Here is an 18,042-nt window from a genome sequence, read left to right as displayed (position 1 = left end):
GAGCGACCGGTCGGCTCCCAGCCAGCGGGAGGGTTCGGTCGCCCGCTGTCGACGCAGCGCCGGTGCTGCCAGCGTCGGCTCAGAACCTCGGGTGGAGGACGCGGACCGTGTGACCGTCGGCGGTGCGCCAGCGCAGCAGCATCGTGGGTCCCATACGTCGCGGCGCACGGATGTCGTAGACGTTGTCGCGGACGGGGACCGTGACCGTTGCCGCGCGCTCACCCGCGGGGCCGGCCTGGTCGACGAGCTGGACGGAGCGGACCTCATCGGGGACAAGGCCGAACAGGACCTTGAAGCGGCTCGGGCCGTCGGCGTCGGTGCGGTATCCGCCGATCGCCGGCAGCCGTCCGTTGGTGATGGACCCGGTGCCGGCGCTGCCGCTGCGGTTAAAGCGCGAATGGCTGGCCAGCGACAGCTGCTGCGCGGTGGGTGCGCTGGCGCGGCGGGTGGCTGCAACACGGCCGTTCATGATCCGTGCCACGCGTTCGCGCAGGCGGGTGTTCGCGGCGGGAACAGACGCGACCGCGGCCCGGCTGGCCGCCTGCCCGCATGCGACGCCGTCGATGCGGCCTAAGCGTGGGCGCCCCTCGGTGATGGCAAGCTCAAAGCGTGCGCCGTTGTGCGCGACGGCGATGCGGACGGTGTTGCGGAGCACCGCCCCGCCGAACGCGGCGAACCGCAGGTCCACCCGGCGCTCTGCCGGCCGTGTCGCACGGCGGAAGATGCGGTAGCGCGCGGCGATGCGCGGGTCAGCCGAACCGGGTTTCGTGGCGATGGCCGAGCCTCTCGGACGGCCGAGCCCGGTGACCTTGCACGCAGCTGCGTCGACCGTGGCCTCTTGGCCGGCCTGGATAGCCCGCTCAACGTCCGACTGCGAGTCGCCGCGCAGGACGCTCGCTGTCGCAAGCCCGCCGCCGCCGACCACGGCAGCAAGAACAAGCGCCAGGCCGCCGCGGCGGCGCAGCCAGCGCCGGCGATCCCGGCGCCCGTCGATCGTGCCGCGCAGCTGTGCCTCCAGACGGTCAAACGGGTCCTTCTTCATGGACGCTCCTCCACAAGATCACGCAGTCGGCGAAGTCCACGCGAGACGCGCTTGCGCACAACGGACTCCGAGCAGCGCAGCTCCGCCGCGATCTCGGAGTAGCCGCGCTCCTCGATGACATGGGCGCTCACGGCGGCACGTTCCTTCTGCGGCAGCTCGGCGAGCGCCGCCATGAGCGCGCCGTCGTCAACGAGGTTCTCGACCCGGTCCAGGGCATCGTCGTCGAGCTCGATCGGCTCGTAGGCCAGCCGGCGTCGGGCACGGTCCTCGACCTGTCCGCGCCGCCACGCTTGCCGCAGCTCGTTCTGGGCGATCGCGAACACCCATCCGCGGGCCGACCCGCGGCCCGGGTCAAAGTCGCCGACGTTCGCAGCGACGGCGGCGAACGTTTCCGCGGTGACGTCGAACGCAAGCTCAGGGGTGTCAACACGGCGGCGGATGTACGTCACGATCACGGGAAGCAGCCGCCGGTAGAACTCCGCAAACGCGTCAGCGTCACCGCCGGCGGCACCACGCAGAAGCTCTTCGTCACCGCGCATCACCAAGCACTATGCGCCGCGGACGACAGTTGTGACATCCCGTCGGCGGTGACTGGTCCGGGCCGGCCGCCGATCGGCCGCGAGACGGGGTCGTTCGGGCGCTGGCCGAAGCTCAAGGACCGGCCCGGCAGACCGATCTGCATGCTGCTGTCGGCCTGTCCGGCGCGGCAGCCGCCGGAGAGCACGCTGCGGGCGACTGCGGAGAGCCACGGCGCCGCCCGGCCTGGAAGCGCTGAGCGTCCGACCTGCGCTGAGATGAGCGCTGGCGACCGTCTCCATCGTCAGGTCAGTGGCCACGTAGGCCGCGGATACTTCGGCGTTCTGCGCGACACGCACCTGGGTGCGGAGTGCCTCGTCAGATGGTGTCTGGAGAGCCATCACGTGTTCTGTCGGTCCTGGCCGGAACGTGTGACCGGCCATGGACGCGAGAGCCGGCCGCTGACGCAGGTCCGCGCGTAGGGCACGCTGCCTGCGGCCACTGGATGCGGGCGCCAGAAGCCGCGAGTGCTCGGCCGGCATCCGTCCGCCGGGACCCAGTCCTCGGACCCGGCCTACCTGCCGGGATCTCGGCGGCCCGGGCGAGTGGCGACCGTGCTTTGAGTCCCGCTTTGCTTCGCGGTAGAGGCTGTCGAGCGCGTCGCTTGGGGCCTTGTGCCGGGTAGCCTCGTCGGATGGGACGCAGCCACGCTTCCGGTCGGCAGCAGACGGTTCGTGGCTCCGGTCTCGGTGTTGCCGCGCTGCTCCTCGGGCTCGGGGCGTCGGTGCTGATCGTGCGGCGAGCGACGTTCGCGTCTGAGTTCATCGCGCGTCATCCCGTCTGGATCTATCTCGATGCTGCCTTGGCTGCCGCTGCGGGTCTGCTGTTGTTCTTCGCGTCCACGGTGGCAGCGACCACGCGTGGGCGGCTGCAGATGAGGCTGCTCGGCGTTGCGCTTGCGGTGGCCGCGGCGGTCATCGCGGCGCAGGACTCGCTCGTGGGTCAGGTGGCAAATCCTCAGTCTTGACGGCATGCGCCGCGCGGGCTGCCGCGCTCGCCCGCACTCGGGGACACAAGGCCCGCGAGCCGGTCGCGATCATCCGCGGGCTGTCGCATGACGACGTCCAGCTTCAGCTCCCGTAGCGTCACGCCCCTCACGCACCGGGGATGGACCTGCGGGTGAGGACGCACTGGGCGGAGCCTGACCTTCCGCGGACACGGAGCCGCTGGCGCGCAGTGCTCTGGGCGCTTGCGGCGGCGGCGCTGCTCGTCGGCGGCTGGCGGCTGGCCGTCGCCGTGCACGTCACCACGTCTCCTGGTCCGTGCGGGCTGCCGCCGAACGTCAGTGGTGTCTGCCCCGATGTGCTCGTCTACGAGCATCCGCGAGAACACCAGTTGCTGCTGGTGCTGCAGGGCTTCTCAGCGTTGCTTGGGGGCGTCGTCCTTGCGACGCTTGCGGCGCGGCGCGCAGGGCCGCGCACGCGCGCTGGCCGCACGCTCGCTGCCGCGACTGTGGCGGTCGCTGTGGCGGGGACGCTTGCACCGTTCGCCCAGCCGGGGCTGACCGACCGCGGGTCCCGTGCGGTGTACGACATGCGCGACTGAGCGCACCCTGGGCCTCCTCGGGGCGGCGCCGGTGCACACGTCGGCGTAGACGCGTTGACCTGGCTCTGAAGAGCGCTCGCCGGACAGTACGAACGGGGCCGCGGGTAGTGTGGCCCGTGCGTGTCTGATCAACGAGAGGTCTGCTTGAACGGGCTCACGGTCATCGTTCGGGAGATCGTCGAAGCCGCACGCCCTAACCGCGTGGAGGTGCGGCTTGAGATCGTCGATGACGACGAGTTCGCCCGCCGTCTGTCGGCGTGGGATGCGAGCTTTCGCGCGTGGGGAGCTCGCCGTGATCAGGCGGGTCGACCGTGTGGTGATCCCCCGGCAGAGCCGGCTGCGTTCCTCAACGACATCGACGGGTCGCTGACGGACGACTGCAACACCGCCTACCGCTGGGACAGCAAGCGTGCTGGCGGGTCGGGCACCGAACGCGACGCTCAGTGGAGCCTGACACCGGCGCCGCCAGCAGCGGCGCGCGTCCTCACGCTCACCATTGGCCACGATGCCGTCCTGACGTGGTACCGCAGCGCCGGCAACACCTGGGAGTAGCCCCCGACACCCGACCACGCCGCACGACGCAGGCGGAGGCTGCTGCAACCGCGGACGGGCGGGTTGCCGGCTCCGGTGCTACGGCAGGGCGTGCTGCCCGGCGTTCCTGCTGCGCTTGTCTGCGCAGATCGGGAGACACGGGACGGATCCGCCCTTCCAGCCGCGCTTGTCAGTCCACACGGGCGATGATCGCAAGCAGTTCGTCTTTGGCGTACCCCTGTTGACGTGCGAACGCCACGAGGTCCCTGGCGCGCTGGATGACGGCGCCGCGTTCGGGCTCGCCGACGACGGTCACGCCGCGTCCGCGGCGGAACTCGAGCAGGCCCTCGTCACGGAGCAGGTGCAGAGCACGCAGGACCGTGTTCTTGTTGACGCCAGCGACGGCGGCCAGGTCGACGGCGGGCGGCAGCCGGTCGCCCGGGTGTGCTTCGCCCTCGGCGATCGCCCGGCGAATCTCCGCGGCGACTTGCTCGTGCAGCTCAGCGGCCCCGGCACTGCGATCGAGCTTGACGGCGAGCATGGTCCTAGTGATAGTAGTTCCATCGTGTCGATGATTGCTACCGATAGCCGGTCCACTGCTCCCGACCCGCAGGACGCGATCATCGCTGAAGCCCGGCGCCGGCAGCAAGCGCGGCGCCGCCGAGCATTGATCCTCGGAGCGGTCGCGGTGCTTGCGCTCGGCGCGGCCGGGGCCGGCGTGATCACCGGACAGGATGGGGGGAACGACCGTGCTGAGCCAGCGCCGCGAGCAGGGGCGTCCCCGGTAGCTGCTGGGCCGCGCGCGCAGCTCACGGCGACCGGTGCCCCAGCGCTGTCACTCGCGCGTGTCGGGCGCGACGTGTTCGCGGCGGGGATCGGCTGGTACGGCACGTACACCGGCAGCGGCCTGACCGTCGGCCCCGGCGGCGCAGTCACCCCGCTCGCGGCGCGGGTGGACGGCCAGATCTCGGACGCAGCCCCGGACGGTCGCGGCGGGGTGTACATCGGCGGGGACTTTCAGCATGTCGGCGGTGTTCGGCGTCCGCACCTTGCGCATCTGCGCCGGGACGGCTCGCTGGACGAGCGGTTTCGGCCCCGCGCCCGCGGGTTTGTCGGCGCGGTGCGCGTGCGGGGTGGACGTGTCTACGCGGCCGGCCGCGGGTTGGTCGCCTACGACGCGCGCACCGGCCGGCTGCGGCGCGCGTATCTGCCGCGGCAGACGTTCGTGACGGAGCTCGCCGTGACGGCCAGCACGCTCTACGCGGGAGCGACCAGCCAGCCGGATCCACTGCCTCGACCGGGGCGTGTGCGTGCGGCTCGCGGGCTGCTCGCCGTCCCGATCCGGGGCGGCACGCCTCGGCGCCTTGTGACCGGGCGGGTCGCGGCGCTGCGGGTCGTCGCTGGCCGGCTCTGGGTCGGCGGCCACAGCAGCGGGTCTGCTGGTGCGAACACGCTGCGCTCGGTGGACCTCAGGACGGGCCGGGTCGCTGCCGTCGGCACGGTCCGTGGCCGTGTTGATGAGCTGTTGCCGCTCGGGGGGCGCCAGCTGCTGGTGGCCGGTGCTGTGGCAGCGGCGATTCCCCGGACGGCGGCCCAGGACCGAGCGCTGCTGAGCGCACGTCGCCGCTACCGGGCGGCGATCGCCGAGGCACGCGCCGCGAACATCGACGTCCGCGCCGCCCGGGCTCGCCACCGGCGCACTGGTGCCCGCGACCCGTTCCGGCCTACCGCCAGTCAGCGGACCCGTCTGCGGCGCGCGTCAGCACGGGTGCGAGCAGCGAATGTCGCGGTGATCACCCACCGGGTACCCGGGCTGCGGTCGGACGGCGCGGTGGTGATCGATCGTGCCTCAGGGCGCATCGACCGGCGCTTTAACTGCCAGCTACCCGGCTCTCCGGTCGATGGGCTGGCGGTCTACGACGCCGCACTGCGCGGGGGACGGCTGTGGCTCGCCGGTGAGCGTGCCGCACCGTACGGCGCCCCTGACCGCACCGGCCTGCTGCAGGCCGTTGATCCCGAGACGTGCGCGGCGACCGGCCCGGCCGCGCAGCCGAACCTGCCGGTCAACGCGCTCGTCCCCCTTGACGGCGGGCTGCTTGCCGGCGGCTCGTTCTGGTCCGCGACGCCGAAAGCCGCCGCAGTTGCCCGCTTTGACGCGCTCACCGGTGCGCCGCGCGGACCGGTTCCGTCGCTGGGCAGCGACATGCAGACCGAAGCGCTTCTCGCTGACCACGGTGTGCTCTGGGCGGCCTCGACCCGCGAGGTCCGGGCGATCGACCCGGTGACCGGCCGGGTCCGCCGGCAGGTGCGCTTGGCTCCGCCAGCCCGAAACCCCCGCTACCCGGCGGCTTACGGCCGCTTCGCCCAGGTCAAGCTCGCCGCCGCACAAGACCGCATCATCGTCCTGCGCAAGAACGTCACCCTCACCAGGCCCGGCACCCAGTCGCAGCTGGTCTCCATCGACCGCGTCACCGGCCGCGTCGTCGAGCTGCCTCAGCCGTACCCCTCCGCAGGAGGCAGTCACATCTCCGATATCGCGGTGGTGAACGGCAGCGTCTACGTCGCGGGCAGCTTCGTGCGCACGCGGGGCCGCCAGCCCGCGAACCTCGCCGTCGTCAAGATCGATCCAGTCACCGGCCGACCGGACGCGGCCTTTGACCCGCACGTCAACGGGCCAGTCCAGTCGCTTGCCACCGACGGGCGGCGCCTGTTTCTCGCCGGCCTGTTCTCCCAACCGCGCCTTGGCCTGCTCGCCATCGACCCGCGTACCGGTGCCCCGGACCGCACCTGGACGCCGGCATCCATTCAAGGCCGCCGCGCCATCGATTACAACGGCATGCGTCTGCAGCGGGCGGGGCCGGCGCTGCTACTTCGCGGCAGCAGGCTCGCGCGTGACCTACCCGCGCTTTCCACCGGCTCCGGCGCCGCCGTCCCCGCCCGCACGGCGCAGCTCACCGCGCTCGACCTCGCTCTGCCGGTCAGCGCCGACCGGTGGTTCGCCGTCGGGTCGCGTCGGCAGCCGTCGTCGTTCATCGCGACCGCTCCGTTGACGTTCGCCGGCACCATCGACGCGCCATAGGAGGCCGCCGCTAGAAAGGGGTGCGAGCGGCGTTGCGGCGCTCGCCCCGCGCCGCCGATTGGATGCGGGTCCCGCGCTGGGGATCGGCCGAGAGCTGCGCCTGCGCACGTGCATGACGCAACCGACTCCGCACCGGCAGGGGTGGGGCGCTGTGCGGCGTTGGTGCGGCGCGCAGGATTGATCCTCACACGCTTGACGACGCGAACGCCGGGCGTCCGGATCAGAATCCTGGGACAGGGAGGCAGTTGGGATCGAGGGTCGGGTTGTGGCCGCGGCGGGTCATGTGCAGCGGTTCGCTGCAGACGGTGCCGTCGCGGTAGGTGGCGGTCAGCTGCAGTGGTTGCACGCCGGCGGTCCCGGGCTTCAGGACGAAGAGGTATGCGCCGCCCGGGCCGGGGGTCATGGTCCGTCGTACCCGGTCGTTGCTCAGCGTGACGCGGGTCGCCAGGGGGCCGGCGAGGCCGGCGCGCACCAGACGTCCGCCGGCCGGGTCACAGAGCGGCCGGCCGCCGAGCCGGCGCTTGGTGATCGCGGAGGCGGAGCTGAGGACCGGGTGCTTGAGGCAGCCGCCGATCGCGGTTCCGGGCGAGCCCGTGTAGCCACTAGCGGGCACCGGGGGTCCGCCCCCGCTGACGTTCAGGGTCTGTCCGCCGATGATCCGGCTGCATCCGCCGCCCAGAGCGGTCTCGTCGGCGACGGGGTGAAACTTGCCGTCGTTGCCGAAGACGCCGTCGCGCCCGACGACGCCCAGGCGTCCGGCTTGTACCCGTCCTGTGCGCAGGCAGCGGAAGCTCGCAGGGCGGGCGCCGGGCCGCAGCGAGTTCTCGGTGTCGTAGACGGCGATCCCCCACGGGGGGCCGCCGTCGGGGTCAGCGACACGCAGCGGCAGCACGAGCGCGGTGCCGGGCTTGACCTGTCCGCGGGTGATGGAGCTGCCCTGCGGGGTGCCTGGGACGGGCGCACCGGTGTCGAGGACGCCGGCGGCGACGGCCGCGATGGCGCCGCCGGCGACTAGGAGGCTGGCGGCGGCCGCCAGGAGGGGTGCGCCTCGGCGGCGGCGCCATCGCCGGGCGGCGCGAGCGTCTTGCTTCCGCATCTCGTGCTGCAGGTCGCGGACTAGGCGCTGTATCGGGTCGGACGGCGTTGGGCTCATGAACGTCCCTCGTTGAGGTGGGTGAGGGTCGCGGCGGGCACGACCTTGGCCAAACGGCGCAGGCCCCGCGAGACGTGCGCCCGCGCGGTCTGCTCAGAGATCTGCAGTGCGGCGGCCGTGTCGGCGTAGCTGCGGTCCTCGAGCACGCGCAGGCGCACAGCCTCACGATGATGCAGCGGCAGTTGGGCCAGCGATGCCGCGATCACCTCCCGCAGATCCTGCAGTCCGGCGTCGCGCTCGATGCGCTCTAGGTCGCTGTCGGTCAGCGACGGTCGCTCCAGTCCGAGCCGCCGCAGCGCGCGTCGCTCGATGTGCCCGCGCCTGACGAACGTGCGCAGCTGGTTGGCGGCTATCCCGTAGATCCACGCGATGACCTGGTCGATGTGCTCTCCCCTGAAGCGATGCCGACACGCGACGGCCTCGGCGAAGGTCTCGGCCGTCAGGTCAAACGCCACTTCGGGGTCGAAGGTGCGTCGAGCGAAGTACGCCACCAGCGCGTCGCCGTGCTCGGAGAAGACTTCCCCGAGCACTTCGGCGGTCAGCGACAGACGCGGCATGACTCAGTATGGAACGGGCGCCTTGAGTTGTGACAGCACTCCCATGAGCCTCCCGTCACACGATGACCGTCCTCGGCGAGAACCCGGACGCGCGGACCAGAGGTGAGCTTCCGGGGCTGCCCGCGGGTGCCGGGCCGTGATCCGACGGCGAAGCTGGTCAAGGCGACGCCGCCGGCCGTCGGGGTGCGCTGGAAGCCGAACGCCGACGGCCGCTCGCGGGAATGTCTGTAGACGTCGACGATGACGGAACGGCACGCCCCGAAGGCACCGTGAAACGCGACCAGACAGGAGCATCAGATCGGTCCGTCGTGTCCTCGCGCAGGTCGTTCAGACCGTCGGCGGGGAGGCCGGCTCACACGGTGACAGCGTGCTCGAGCGTCCCCGCTGCGAGAGCTATCGCGACGGACACGCCGGCACAGAGGGCCCACGCGAGCATCGCCACCCGGCGTGAGCGGGTAACGAGCAGCGTCACGCCGAAAACGACGAGCGGCGCGATGACCGGGAGCAGGAGGTACCTGCCGGAATCGATGACGCCGCACAGGTCGGCTCGGGGCGTTCCGGCCACCGGCCGCATCACCGGCGGCGGCGCGTTCGTGCACGACGAGTGCGCGCTTGCGGCGCTCAGGAGGGACACGGCCGCGAGCGCGATGAACGCCGCGAGCCCTGCGGCCGCGGTGTGCGTCGCCGCGCGCGCCTCGCGCATGGTGTTGGCCCCGGCCACCGGCCCATCCTGGCCAGCGCGATGCGGTTCGTCAATGGCCCGCGAGCTGGGCAGCGCACGGCACGCGTCGGCAGCGCGCTGCCCGTGCCAACACCTGTCCCTCGGCATCACTCAGGGGAGGCGTCCGATCCGTGTGACGGAGAATCCGGCATCCGGGCTCGGGTCAAAAACCCGATCGGTCCCGCGCGCGCTGAGCGGAACGCGAATCGCTTGGCGGGTTCCAGGGAGAGCCACGAGGACGGCGGGCCAAGGAGCCCCCCGAAACGCGGGGTCGTTCTCGATGGTGACCACGAACATCGCATGTCCACCAGGTGGCACGGTGCCGCCGGCCAGGGGGCGGATACGGCCGAACGCCCCGCTGCGGTCAAGACGCTGAGCGGCCGGCATGACGCGGCCGTGCACGTTGAGCAGCTGCACGGTCGGTCGGCCCGAAAGTCGGCAGGGAACGGAGGAGCCGTTTTCGATCTCCAAGGTGGCGCTGCGAGTGCCTGCCGCAGAGCCCATGCCGGTGTACACGACCTCCCACGCGCACGTCGCCGTCGAGGTACCGACGTTCGACTGCCGGGTCTTTGCCGCCGGCCGGTCACTCCTACCGCACCCGCCGGCCGCGAGCCCCACGGCAACAGCCACGGCGGCCGTGATCCGGCCTAGGCGATGAACTCGGCGCGCGATCTGCCGATCATCCCGGACTTCGACGCGCCGGTGAAGCCGAGCGCGGCGCGACCTGAGAGGCGTCTGGCTTCTCGCGAGTGACCGCTCAAGCCCAGACCTTCGCCTGGTCGCTGGCGTCCGGTCTTTAGGAGGGACTCCAGCTCCGCGCCTCTGCGGCGCGACAGGCGCCGTCGCTGAACTGATCCCGGAGGGAATGTGGTGGAGCCGCGACGCAGGTCGGCCGGCGTGGGGGCGGACGCTCGCCAGCACGCGAGCCCTGCGGTGGTAAGCGGGAGCTCCACGGGCTCAGGGCCTGCCGCCGGCGCACTCCTCCTCCGCGGTCAGGATGATCAGCCGGTCGGTGGTGATGAGCACGCGGATGCACGCATCGCCCCGGAACCAGCTGCGATGCGAGGAGCTCGAGTCGCCAGGCCGGGTCCCGCGCAGGTAGCCCAGGCGCCGTACCTGCGCGCTGTAGTGGGCGATGACTATGCGGTTGGTCTGCGTCGTGCGCGTGAGCCGCCAGCGGCGCGTTGCGCCTTGCACCGTCTCGCCTGGCGCACCGTCGTCCCCCAGGACGGACCGCTCGTCAGGTTTCAGTCGTACGGCGGCAGGCACCGGATCCAGACGATCAAGCGCCCGCTGACCCGCCTGGAAGGCGCGAGCGTTGCCCGCGTCGCGTTGGTCGCCGCAACCGGCAAGAGCGAGAGCGCCGATCGTGATCGCGCAGGCTAGTCACGAACGCAGGCGGCAAACGGGCGGCATCATCTTCCCTACCCCAGTGCGCGAGGGGTGTTGCGCCGCCCCTGTCGTCGACATGCCGCCGGTCCGCGCCTGGCCGGCCCAGGTGGACTGCCCGTCTGCTGCAGCTGCGCTCCGGCCGGTACGCCGCGCGTGCCGAGGCGGAGTCGGCGTCAGCCGAACATCACGTCACAGGCCAGGCGGTCGTAGCGGCCGTCGGCGAGATCCGTCGCACGAATCGTGACGGCGAAGAACTCGTCGACGTCGTCGTATGGTTCGTCGTTGCTGAGGTGATAGCGCAGGAGCAGAAGCAGTCGCCAGTCGGAGGGCTGGGTCGTCCACTCCGAGGTGGAGTAGCCGTCCTCGACGCATGGGCCGACGGCCATGGTGTCCTCGTGGCCGTCCTCGGGCCAGCCGAGGATTTGACTGTCGAAGCGGTGCGGCTGCAGGGCCGCGCGGAACAGGTCGTACTGCTCTGAGCGGGGGTCCATCCAGTGGCTGTCTAGGTCACGGAGGGTGGGGTGGACCGCAGGCACCGTCAGGCATGGGAGGAACGCAAGATGTGCCGGGGCCAGCGGAAACTCGGCGCCCACATCGTTTGGTGGAAACTCCGGGTGGGCGCCCGGGGCGAGCGCGGTCGCCGCCGTGGAGAGCGCGATCGCTCGCGCGGGCTCCACCGGCTCGGCGGCGATGTCGGCGAAGATGCGGATGAGTTCCCCGCGGTGGCCCCAGGCTTGGCCGGCCTGATCGATCGGCGGCAGTGTGGCTGGCCTGTACTGCGCAAGGAACACCAGCGGCTGACCAGCGCGGTTGAGTGGCCAGCTCTCGCCTGGGGCGAGATCTGGCACGCCGCCTGCCTTGGCGTCACCGGGCGCAAACTGGTGTCCCGCCGATGGCTGCACGGAAACGCGCCACGACATGCGGGCCAGATCGCTGACCTGCGTTGCGATGTCGGACAGCCCGTGGGCCACGGCAGCCGCGGCCACGGCATGACGATCGATCATCATCGCGCAAGCGTAGGGCGGATTGCGGGCGCAGGGAACTCTCACCTGCGCGGGGCCTGGAGCGTTCGCGCGTCCGAGGGAGGTGCGCCCACAGGACAGGTCGTGAGGGCGGATCGTCCGGGCTTCGGCCAGGACCTGCGACGCTTGTTTCGATGCTGCGACGCGTCGATCACGGGGTGCGCCTTGCCGCCGCTGTCGGGCTTGCCGCGGCTCCGTGGCTTGAGTGGTTCAACGATGGGAACGGCGGCGCGTTGGTCCGCAGCGTGGTGGGGGAGGCCGCTGATGGCGTGACGCCGCCTGATCCGTCGACCTCGCTATGGGAGCACAGCGCTCTCGCCGGGGTGATGCTCGTGTGCGCGGCAGCGCTCGCGCTCACCGGCGTGTCGGTGCGGACACGGCTGCGGCGGACTGCAGCTGCATGCACCAGCATCGTCATCGCGATGGCGGCGCTGCTTCTGGGACGACACGTGGCCACGGTCGACGTTGTGTATGTGCTTCGGGGCTACGGAGCATCGGTCTACGGTGGCGTGGACAATCGTCAACTGGTCGCGCTTCCGACGGTGGTCGTCGGCCTCGCGCTCTCGGCGCTCGCCGTCGTGACGGTGATGGACGCCGCGGCCGGTCGAGCTCTCAAGCGTCGCGGCGTCGACCGTCGTGACTGAGCCGGCGGCTCCCTACCGAGCCGAGGCTTTGGGCGCTGATCTGCGGTTGATGACGGACTGCGCTCGCGACCGTGCCGAGTGGCGCAGCTAAGCGGACGGCGGATGTCGGCTGAACGCCGCCAGAACTGCGGCGCAGCCGTAGTCGTCAGCCACGCGCAACGCCTCAACGACAGCCCCGGCCGGCGCAATCCGGGTGTGCTGCTGGCCTGTGGTCAGGTCGATCACGCGGCGCCCTGCGACCGGTGCCCCGAGGCGGACGCGCACAAGCGTGTCAGCGCCGATGCTGCGGGTCTGCTTGATCCAGTCAGCGTGCGGGTCGGGCGCGGGCCAGACCTCGAACAGCGCAATGTGGATGGCTTCCTTGTTCTCTCGGACGAGGCAGCCGAGGGCGGTGTCCAAATGGGAGGTCGTCGCGACGAGCAGGACAAGGGCGCTCTCCTCGGCGTAACCGCACCACGCAACCGGATCAGCTCGGTCTGGGGCGATCCGTTCCTCCCGAGGTGGCGGCGTGTCTCCATCCATGCGGGCACCGTAGTCGCCAGGGGGCTCGTCGAGACCCGGAAAAGAACAAAGGTGCGGGTGAGGATGGCGGCGCGGTCAGATGTCGCCCTGCGAGATCGTGAACCCCTGGACCTGGAGGTCGTCCATCACCCGGAACGAGTTTGAGCGTTCGACCGCGGCCTTCCAGTTGTCCACGTAGCCGGCCCAGTTGCTGATCTCGCTGTGTTCGGAGTCGCTGACTCCCTCGCGTCGTCGCCCGGCATACCCCCAGCGCTGCGCTTTCGGGACGCGCCCGGCGGGCAGCTCAGCGAACTGCAGCTGGAGGGTGAGGGCTCTCATCCCGACGTACTCTCCGTCTTTACCCTCGAGCGAGAACTGACGTGTGAAGGCGATCACGTAGTCGTTCTCGTCTCCGGCGAAGCTCTCGTGCAGGAGCAGGTCGCAGTCCTCGTCGTCCGACACCCGGTACGTCCGCTCACCGTCACGGAAGGGCTCATCGGCGGGCTCGTGGGCAAGCTCGCAGAATGCCTGCCAGGCAGCGGGCGCGTTCTCGCCTGCGCCGCGTCCATCGGTGACGGTGACCCCGGCGTCGGCGAGCATCGTGATGAGCCGGGTCTCAGCGTCGAGCGGTCGCATACCCGCGACCCTAACTGCGGACCGCTGCCCCGCATCCGGTTGCCGTCCCGAGGCCTTAGTGCGCGAATCGGCGTGGCAGATGCTGGCGGTCAGGCTGAGTCTGCTCAGCGACGCCGGACTCTGCACCCTTGCCGCGCGTACGGCCAGCTCCGACATCTGATCCCGCTGACCGCCGACACACCGCGCGGGACGTCGCGGCCGGCGGGCTGTTGGCCGAAGGCACTGGCCGGTGGCCGCGGGCGTCCGGAGGACTACCATTCGAGCGTGACCGCACGCGATGTCGTGGCTGGCTTCTACCGGGCGTTGCTTCTCGACGCCGACATCCCTGCCGCCTGCGCGTTGATGGCGAGCGACTTTCACCTGCGGCCGACGAACATCATCGGCGGCAATTACAACGCGGACGACCTAGGCGAGGTCGCGGACGCCACCGCGCGCACAGCGTCGTTCCGTCCGAGCGCCGAGCGCATCGTGGAACCTCACCCCGAGCTCGCCCGTCACATCCAGGAACGCTGCCTTGAGAGCTTCCCCGCGCGCTACTTCGATATCCGATCAGTCGACGTCGACGATGCGCAGCAGACCGCGCACGCCGTGACCAAAGACGGAAGCTGCGGCCTCCGCCGGACCGGAAACGAGTGGCGGATGACTTGGGCGTGGGCGTAGCAGCGCGTCATGGACCTGATGACGACACGTGCAGACCCGGGCAGTCACGGCTCAGCTGCGCCTGCTCGGCGGAGGACGTCGCTACCTGGTGGCTCGGGGTCGATGCACACGACGACGCTCGAGGCGTCGTCACCGAGATCGTCATGAAGCGCGACCCATGCTGTCGGCGGCACCGCCGGATATCCGCGCGAGCTACCGGCCGAGGGTTGCTGGATCTGCAGGCGGCTCGCGGGCAGGACGAGGACGGCGTCGACGTCGACGCGCGCGTCGACTTGGCATTGCCGGCGCCGGGGCATGCCCTGCGAGAATCGGTGTGTGACGTGGACATGTCTGACAGCAGGCACATCGAATCCGACGACACGCTCGATCCAGGGGCGTGCCGCGAGGGTGCTGCCGAGCCTGTTGGTCGTGGCCGGTCTGAGCGGGCTACTCGTGGGCTGTGGGTCTGCGAGCGGTCGCAACGGTGAGCCCCTGCCGACGAGTGCCGCGCCGTCATCTGCGACGCTGCCAGCCCCGCGGACGCGAGCACAATACGTCGCGCAGATCGATCGCCTCTGCAGAACGCAGACCGCGGACCTTGTGCCGCTGGATCGCGAGATCGACGAAGCCATCGCCGCCGAAGACGATGCGCGCATGGGGCGGGGGTTCCGTGTCTACGCTCAGGAGTACCGGACCGGCAATGCGGCGCTGCGGGCCGTGCGGATCCCCGACGGGACCAAGCCGATGGCGCTTACCCTTCTCGGCATCTACGATCGGCTCGGCGCCGGGTACGACGAGTTCGCCGCTGCCGTTGAACGCAACGACGTTCCTGCGGCTACTGAGGCGCGCCGCCGCCTGCTCGCTCTCAAGGTTCGTCGCGACCGAGCCGCACGAGCTCTCGGCCTACAGGTCTGTGCTCCGGAATGACTCATGGTTCTCCCGGAGCCACGCCGATATCGCCTGGCCCCGCGGGACTCGGTCTCGGTGGCAGTCTGCCGGCGACCGGCCTGCTCGCGCGACCCCGGGTGAGCTCCGGCTATTGCAGTGGCACGCTCGATAGAGCGATGGTGCTCACGGGGTCTTGACCGAACCAGAGGTAGGTGCCGGGGACCACCTCGCCTGTGCAGTAGCGGTACACCGGTACCGCAGGGTCGCCCCGGACCGCGGACGAGCACGTGAGGCTTGGGTACCGGGTTGCCGCCTCGTCCAGTGACTGACCAATCCGGGCGCCTCGCGTTGTCCTCGTCCCGCGACTTGTGACAGCGATCACGTACACGCGCTGATTGCAGTAGCTGACCTTGGCTCCGGCGTGCACGACGTCCGCAACGGTGTATCGACCCGCGCTGCACCTCGGCGGATTGCGGTACGTACCCGGGCGCCCGAGGTGATAGCCCTCATCGTCCACTCGCTGTCGCCGGTGTGACCCGAACACCGCGTCCACCGATGAGCGAGCACTTCCGATCCTGAGCGTTCCGAGGCGCCCAGCAGCGGCGTCGACGAGCAGCGGCGGGCCATCTGTGCCGCGTGCGCTCTGCGCCAGGTCCTCGTTGCCGCAAGCGAGCGACGAGCCCGCAATCGCGGCTAACAGCCCGGCGACCGCCGTCCGGAAGTACGTCGGTCCAGACGGTCGCGCGCGCAGACAGGCCGTTGCGTGACGGACACGATCGGCGCCGCGGGACGAGGACATGAGGCAAGGTTATGGGCAGGCCCAGGGCACGACGCTCGCAGACCGCGCACTGGTAGCCGCTCGCGACGCGCCAGGCGACTGGCAAAGCTCGCGCGTGGGAAAGACGTCGCGGAGGTTCGTCGCGCAGGCGGCTGCTCGTGCTGCTCGGCGGGCGAGCGCAAGCCAGGTGGACGCCACCGTTCCTCGACGAGAGGCCAGACGAGCCGTCCAGTCCCGCGTGGTGTGTCGTTCTCAACGCGATCTAGGGAGGTAACTAACTCGGGCGATCGTTCTCACCCGGCGGGTCCGGGTGTCGACGGCGAGGACGGCGTACGACGTCCGGGTCACGACCGTGTGCTCGGTGAGATAGATCGGGTCTTCGTCGTCGTCGAGGGAGCGCGTGAGTCGCTGATCGTTGCGGCCGTCGGTGTCGGCTATGTGCAGCTCCCGGGCGGTGTAGGGGTCGCTTTCGTTCTCGGAGATGTCGCCGTTCTTGTCATCGTCTGTTGCGTAGACGATGCGTCGGCCCGACGGCGAGTAGGCGGCGCCGGCGGCATCGACGCTGTGCGCCAGGGCGAGGCGTCGTGCCCGGCCCGTGCGGAGGTCGAGTTCGATCAGCTCACCGTCGTAGGCCAGTAGCCGGGTTCCGTCGGGCGCCCAGTGCGCGGGCGAGGGGTGCCTGATGCCGGTCAGGAGCGGGCTGAGTTCTCGCGAGGTGATGTTCAGGGCGTAGATCCCCGGTCCTTGGGGTCCGGTCGTCGTGACGGTGACGTGGTGTCCGTCGGGTGCCCATCCGGTCACCTTGCGGCCGGTGAGCGGCCGCGATGTCCGGGTCTGCAGGTCATCGATGAAGTAGCGCTCGCTTCCTTCGGCGCCGCGTGTGCTGATGAGATATCTGCGGTCGGGAGAGAGCAGAGGTGACGGCCCGGATGACTCACTTGCGCGGATGCGCCGCAGCTGGACCTGCTGTCGGCCGGGCCCGCGGAGGCGAGCGGTCCAGATCTCGGTGTCGGCGAACCGGCGGATGGCGAATCGCCTGAAGGCGAACATGTCACGGCGGCCCGCGTCTGGTGTCGGCCGCTGCGAGTCGAGCTTGAACGCGTGCCCCGTCGGCAGTGGGGCGGGCGAGTCGCCGCATCCTGAGGCCGTCGCGGTTACGGCCGTCAGCACGGCGATCGCGGTCATCGCTCGAGGGACGCTCACGGCGTCCGGACTGTAGCGGCCCGATCGACGCGGTCCGCCGGTCTGCGGGACCTGGGTAAAGCGGGGTCACGCGACCGGATCCCCGGAACGATAGCTGCGGTTGGGCTACGGCTTATAGCGTTGCCAGCGGCGGGGTCGGCGGTGCGCGGCTCGCTGGGGCGGAGGCTCGTGCGGTGCGCGTTGCTCCTCGGCCGAGTTGGGCCGGGAGGCCCAGATCGTGTCGTAGCGCTCGTCATTCGGACGCGTCCTGCGACGTTGCCGGGTTGTGTCACGCGGCTGCCCTTCGAGGAACTCGATCGCTGCGCGCGCCATCACGCGCCCGTTCTGCAGCTTCGGACCGGCGTCTGGCTCGACATCGTTGAGGTGGTGCCAGACCGTGAGGAGTTCGACTTCGTAGAGCTCAGCGTCGTTGAGGTGCAGCGCACGCTCGGCTAGCGCGACCTCGCCGTACTCCCACAGACTTTCGGCGAGGACATCGCGGCGAAACGTAATCAGCACGCCGTCCGGCAGCTTTCGCCCGAGGCAGTCGCGCACGTAAGGCAGCATCGCACCCGCGAACGACGCGAGCTGTCAGCCACAGAGGGCGGCCGGGCGAACGGACGGCCCGACCGACCGCCAGGATGCGAACCTGTCGGCATGACGGAGGATGACGAGGATGACGTGATCTTCGCCGAGTCCGACGCCGACGCGGAGTGGTATCTCGACGAGCTGGCCAGGTCGCTCGCCGGGTCTTTGCCGGACGGCGTTCACGTGCAGCGGCGCAGCGACGGCGTCGGCGTGGGAGCCGGTGACGACGAGGGCATCACGCTCTTCCGGCTCGCGTCCGGCGGCTCTGTCGCTGCCTGGCTCTGGACGGTGCTCGATCAGCTGCAGGCGGACATCTCGGAGTGGACGACGGACCAGTGGCCGGCGCCGTGGGAACAGGACGGTAGGACCGTCGTGCAGCCGTACGTGCGGGTCGGTCCGCATCGGATCGAGCTCGGATTCACCGGGGTCGGCGCCGACGGAGTTTCGCTGCGGCTCTCCCCGATCAGACGCCCTTGACGAGCCGCTTCAGTCGGCCAGGCGGACCGCGGCGCCGCCGACGAGCGTTCGTGTCGGCCGCCCGCAGTGGACGTCTCACCGCGCGAGCTCA

The 18,042-nt window shown here is 70.7% G+C and carries 21 protein-coding genes; 8 read left to right on the top strand and 13 right to left on the bottom strand.

The window, feature by feature from the left end; translation table 11 throughout:
- Nucleotides 1-79: 79 nt before the first annotated feature.
- A complete protein-coding gene (locus tag DSM112329_RS14705; protein WP_354697301.1) occupies nucleotides 80-1,042 on the bottom strand; it encodes a hypothetical protein in 963 nt (320 codons plus the stop codon).
- Nucleotides 1,039-1,581, bottom strand: a complete 543-nt coding sequence (locus DSM112329_RS14700; protein WP_354697300.1) for an RNA polymerase sigma factor — start codon at nucleotides 1,579-1,581, stop codon at nucleotides 1,039-1,041. Before DSM112329_RS14700 ends, DSM112329_RS14705 begins: the two co-directional genes overlap by 4 nt.
- A 671-nt stretch (nucleotides 1,582-2,252) precedes the next feature.
- Here DSM112329_RS14700 and DSM112329_RS14695 point away from each other — a divergent pair.
- From DSM112329_RS14695 to DSM112329_RS14685, 3 genes are all read left to right on the top strand, one after another.
- Nucleotides 2,253-2,585, top strand: coding sequence for a hypothetical protein (locus DSM112329_RS14695; RefSeq protein WP_354697299.1), 333 nt, complete (start codon nucleotides 2,253-2,255; stop codon nucleotides 2,583-2,585).
- Between the two features lie 209 nt (nucleotides 2,586-2,794).
- The gene (locus DSM112329_RS14690) at nucleotides 2,795-3,163 is read left to right on the top strand and encodes a hypothetical protein (protein ID WP_354697298.1); all 369 of its coding nucleotides are present in this window, start codon (nucleotides 2,795-2,797) and stop codon (nucleotides 3,161-3,163) included.
- A 144-nt stretch (nucleotides 3,164-3,307) separates the two neighbouring features.
- On the top strand, nucleotides 3,308-3,715 hold the full coding sequence (locus DSM112329_RS14685; RefSeq protein ID WP_354697297.1) for a hypothetical protein: 408 nt from the start codon (nucleotides 3,308-3,310) through the stop codon (nucleotides 3,713-3,715).
- Between the two features lie 169 nt (nucleotides 3,716-3,884).
- Here DSM112329_RS14685 and DSM112329_RS14680 read toward each other — a convergent pair whose 3' ends face one another.
- Nucleotides 3,885-4,235: a GntR family transcriptional regulator gene (locus DSM112329_RS14680; RefSeq protein ID WP_354697296.1), complete on the bottom strand. Its 351-nt coding sequence runs from the start codon at nucleotides 4,233-4,235 to the stop codon at nucleotides 3,885-3,887.
- 318 nt (nucleotides 4,236-4,553) lie between these two features.
- Here DSM112329_RS14680 and DSM112329_RS14675 point away from each other — a divergent pair, with 318 nt between their 5' ends.
- Complete coding sequence (locus DSM112329_RS14675) at nucleotides 4,554-6,773, top strand: delta-60 repeat domain-containing protein (protein ID WP_354697295.1); 2,220 nt, start codon at nucleotides 4,554-4,556, stop codon at nucleotides 6,771-6,773.
- Between the two features lie 220 nt (nucleotides 6,774-6,993).
- Here the strand turns inward: DSM112329_RS14675 and DSM112329_RS14670 are convergent, their stop codons facing one another.
- The 6 genes from DSM112329_RS14670 to DSM112329_RS14645 all read right to left on the bottom strand — a co-directional run bounded on the left by DSM112329_RS14670 (nucleotide 6,994) and on the right by DSM112329_RS14645 (nucleotide 11,603).
- Nucleotides 6,994-7,869: a hypothetical protein gene (locus tag DSM112329_RS14670; protein ID WP_354697294.1), complete on the bottom strand. Its 876-nt coding sequence runs from the start codon at nucleotides 7,867-7,869 to the stop codon at nucleotides 6,994-6,996.
- 53 nt (nucleotides 7,870-7,922) lie between these two features.
- Entirely contained in the window at nucleotides 7,923-8,483 is a 561-nt protein-coding gene (locus DSM112329_RS14665; protein WP_354697293.1) for a sigma-70 family RNA polymerase sigma factor, read from the bottom strand.
- 352 nt (nucleotides 8,484-8,835) lie between these two features.
- Nucleotides 8,836-9,204 carry a hypothetical protein gene (locus DSM112329_RS14660; RefSeq protein ID WP_354697292.1) on the bottom strand — a complete coding sequence of 123 codons (369 nt, stop codon included), beginning with the start codon at nucleotides 9,202-9,204 and terminating at the stop codon, nucleotides 8,836-8,838.
- A gap of 111 nt (nucleotides 9,205-9,315) precedes the next feature.
- Complete coding sequence (locus tag DSM112329_RS14655) at nucleotides 9,316-9,708, bottom strand: DUF4232 domain-containing protein (protein ID WP_354702483.1); 393 nt, start codon at nucleotides 9,706-9,708, stop codon at nucleotides 9,316-9,318.
- Nucleotides 9,709-10,161: 453 nt separating this feature from the next.
- Nucleotides 10,162-10,401, bottom strand: a complete 240-nt coding sequence (locus DSM112329_RS14650) for a hypothetical protein (protein ID WP_354697291.1) — start codon at nucleotides 10,399-10,401, stop codon at nucleotides 10,162-10,164.
- Nucleotides 10,402-10,769: 368 nt separating this feature from the next.
- Nucleotides 10,770-11,603: a DUF1963 domain-containing protein gene (locus DSM112329_RS14645; RefSeq protein WP_354697290.1), complete on the bottom strand. Its 834-nt coding sequence runs from the start codon at nucleotides 11,601-11,603 to the stop codon at nucleotides 10,770-10,772.
- Between the two features lie 149 nt (nucleotides 11,604-11,752).
- On the opposite strand from DSM112329_RS14645, the gene DSM112329_RS14640 reads away from it, so the two are divergent.
- On the top strand, nucleotides 11,753-12,262 hold the full coding sequence (locus DSM112329_RS14640; RefSeq protein ID WP_354697289.1) for a hypothetical protein: 510 nt from the start codon (nucleotides 11,753-11,755) through the stop codon (nucleotides 12,260-12,262).
- Between the two features lie 87 nt (nucleotides 12,263-12,349).
- Here DSM112329_RS14640 and DSM112329_RS14635 read toward each other — a convergent pair whose 3' ends face one another.
- Both DSM112329_RS14635 and DSM112329_RS14630 read right to left on the bottom strand, forming a co-directional pair.
- A complete protein-coding gene (locus tag DSM112329_RS14635) occupies nucleotides 12,350-12,784 on the bottom strand; it encodes a hypothetical protein (RefSeq protein WP_354697288.1) in 435 nt (144 codons plus the stop codon).
- A gap of 75 nt (nucleotides 12,785-12,859) precedes the next feature.
- Complete coding sequence (locus DSM112329_RS14630) at nucleotides 12,860-13,399, bottom strand: hypothetical protein (protein ID WP_354697287.1); 540 nt, start codon at nucleotides 13,397-13,399, stop codon at nucleotides 12,860-12,862.
- 264 nt (nucleotides 13,400-13,663) lie between these two features.
- Here DSM112329_RS14630 and DSM112329_RS14625 point away from each other — a divergent pair, with 264 nt between their 5' ends.
- Together DSM112329_RS14625 and DSM112329_RS14620 are read left to right on the top strand one after the other, a co-directional pair.
- Nucleotides 13,664-14,059, top strand: a complete 396-nt coding sequence (locus tag DSM112329_RS14625) for a hypothetical protein (protein WP_354697286.1) — start codon at nucleotides 13,664-13,666, stop codon at nucleotides 14,057-14,059.
- Nucleotides 14,060-14,638: 579 nt separating this feature from the next.
- Complete coding sequence (locus DSM112329_RS14620) at nucleotides 14,639-14,965, top strand: hypothetical protein (RefSeq protein ID WP_354697285.1); 327 nt, start codon at nucleotides 14,639-14,641, stop codon at nucleotides 14,963-14,965.
- A 991-nt stretch (nucleotides 14,966-15,956) separates the two neighbouring features.
- On the opposite strand, the gene DSM112329_RS14615 is transcribed toward DSM112329_RS14620, so the two are convergent.
- Both DSM112329_RS14615 and DSM112329_RS14610 read right to left on the bottom strand, forming a co-directional pair.
- Nucleotides 15,957-16,907 (bottom strand): hypothetical protein, encoded by a 951-nt coding sequence (locus DSM112329_RS14615; RefSeq protein WP_354697284.1) that lies wholly within the window; start codon nucleotides 16,905-16,907, stop codon nucleotides 15,957-15,959.
- Nucleotides 16,908-17,012: 105 nt separating this feature from the next.
- The gene (locus DSM112329_RS14610) at nucleotides 17,013-17,441 is read right to left on the bottom strand and encodes a hypothetical protein (protein WP_354697283.1); all 429 of its coding nucleotides are present in this window, start codon (nucleotides 17,439-17,441) and stop codon (nucleotides 17,013-17,015) included.
- 102 nt (nucleotides 17,442-17,543) lie between these two features.
- Between DSM112329_RS14610 and DSM112329_RS14605 the strand changes: the two genes are divergently transcribed.
- Nucleotides 17,544-17,951: a hypothetical protein gene (locus DSM112329_RS14605; protein WP_354697282.1), complete on the top strand. Its 408-nt coding sequence runs from the start codon at nucleotides 17,544-17,546 to the stop codon at nucleotides 17,949-17,951.
- Nucleotides 17,952-18,042 lie beyond the last annotated feature (91 nt).

Origin of the sequence: Paraconexibacter sp. AEG42_29 (assembly GCF_040581415.1) — a bacterium.
GTDB lineage: Bacteria > Actinomycetota > Thermoleophilia > Solirubrobacterales > Solirubrobacteraceae > Paraconexibacter.
The sequence above is the reverse complement of the archived record's forward strand: the minus strand, read 5'-3'. Positions and strand labels throughout refer to the sequence as shown.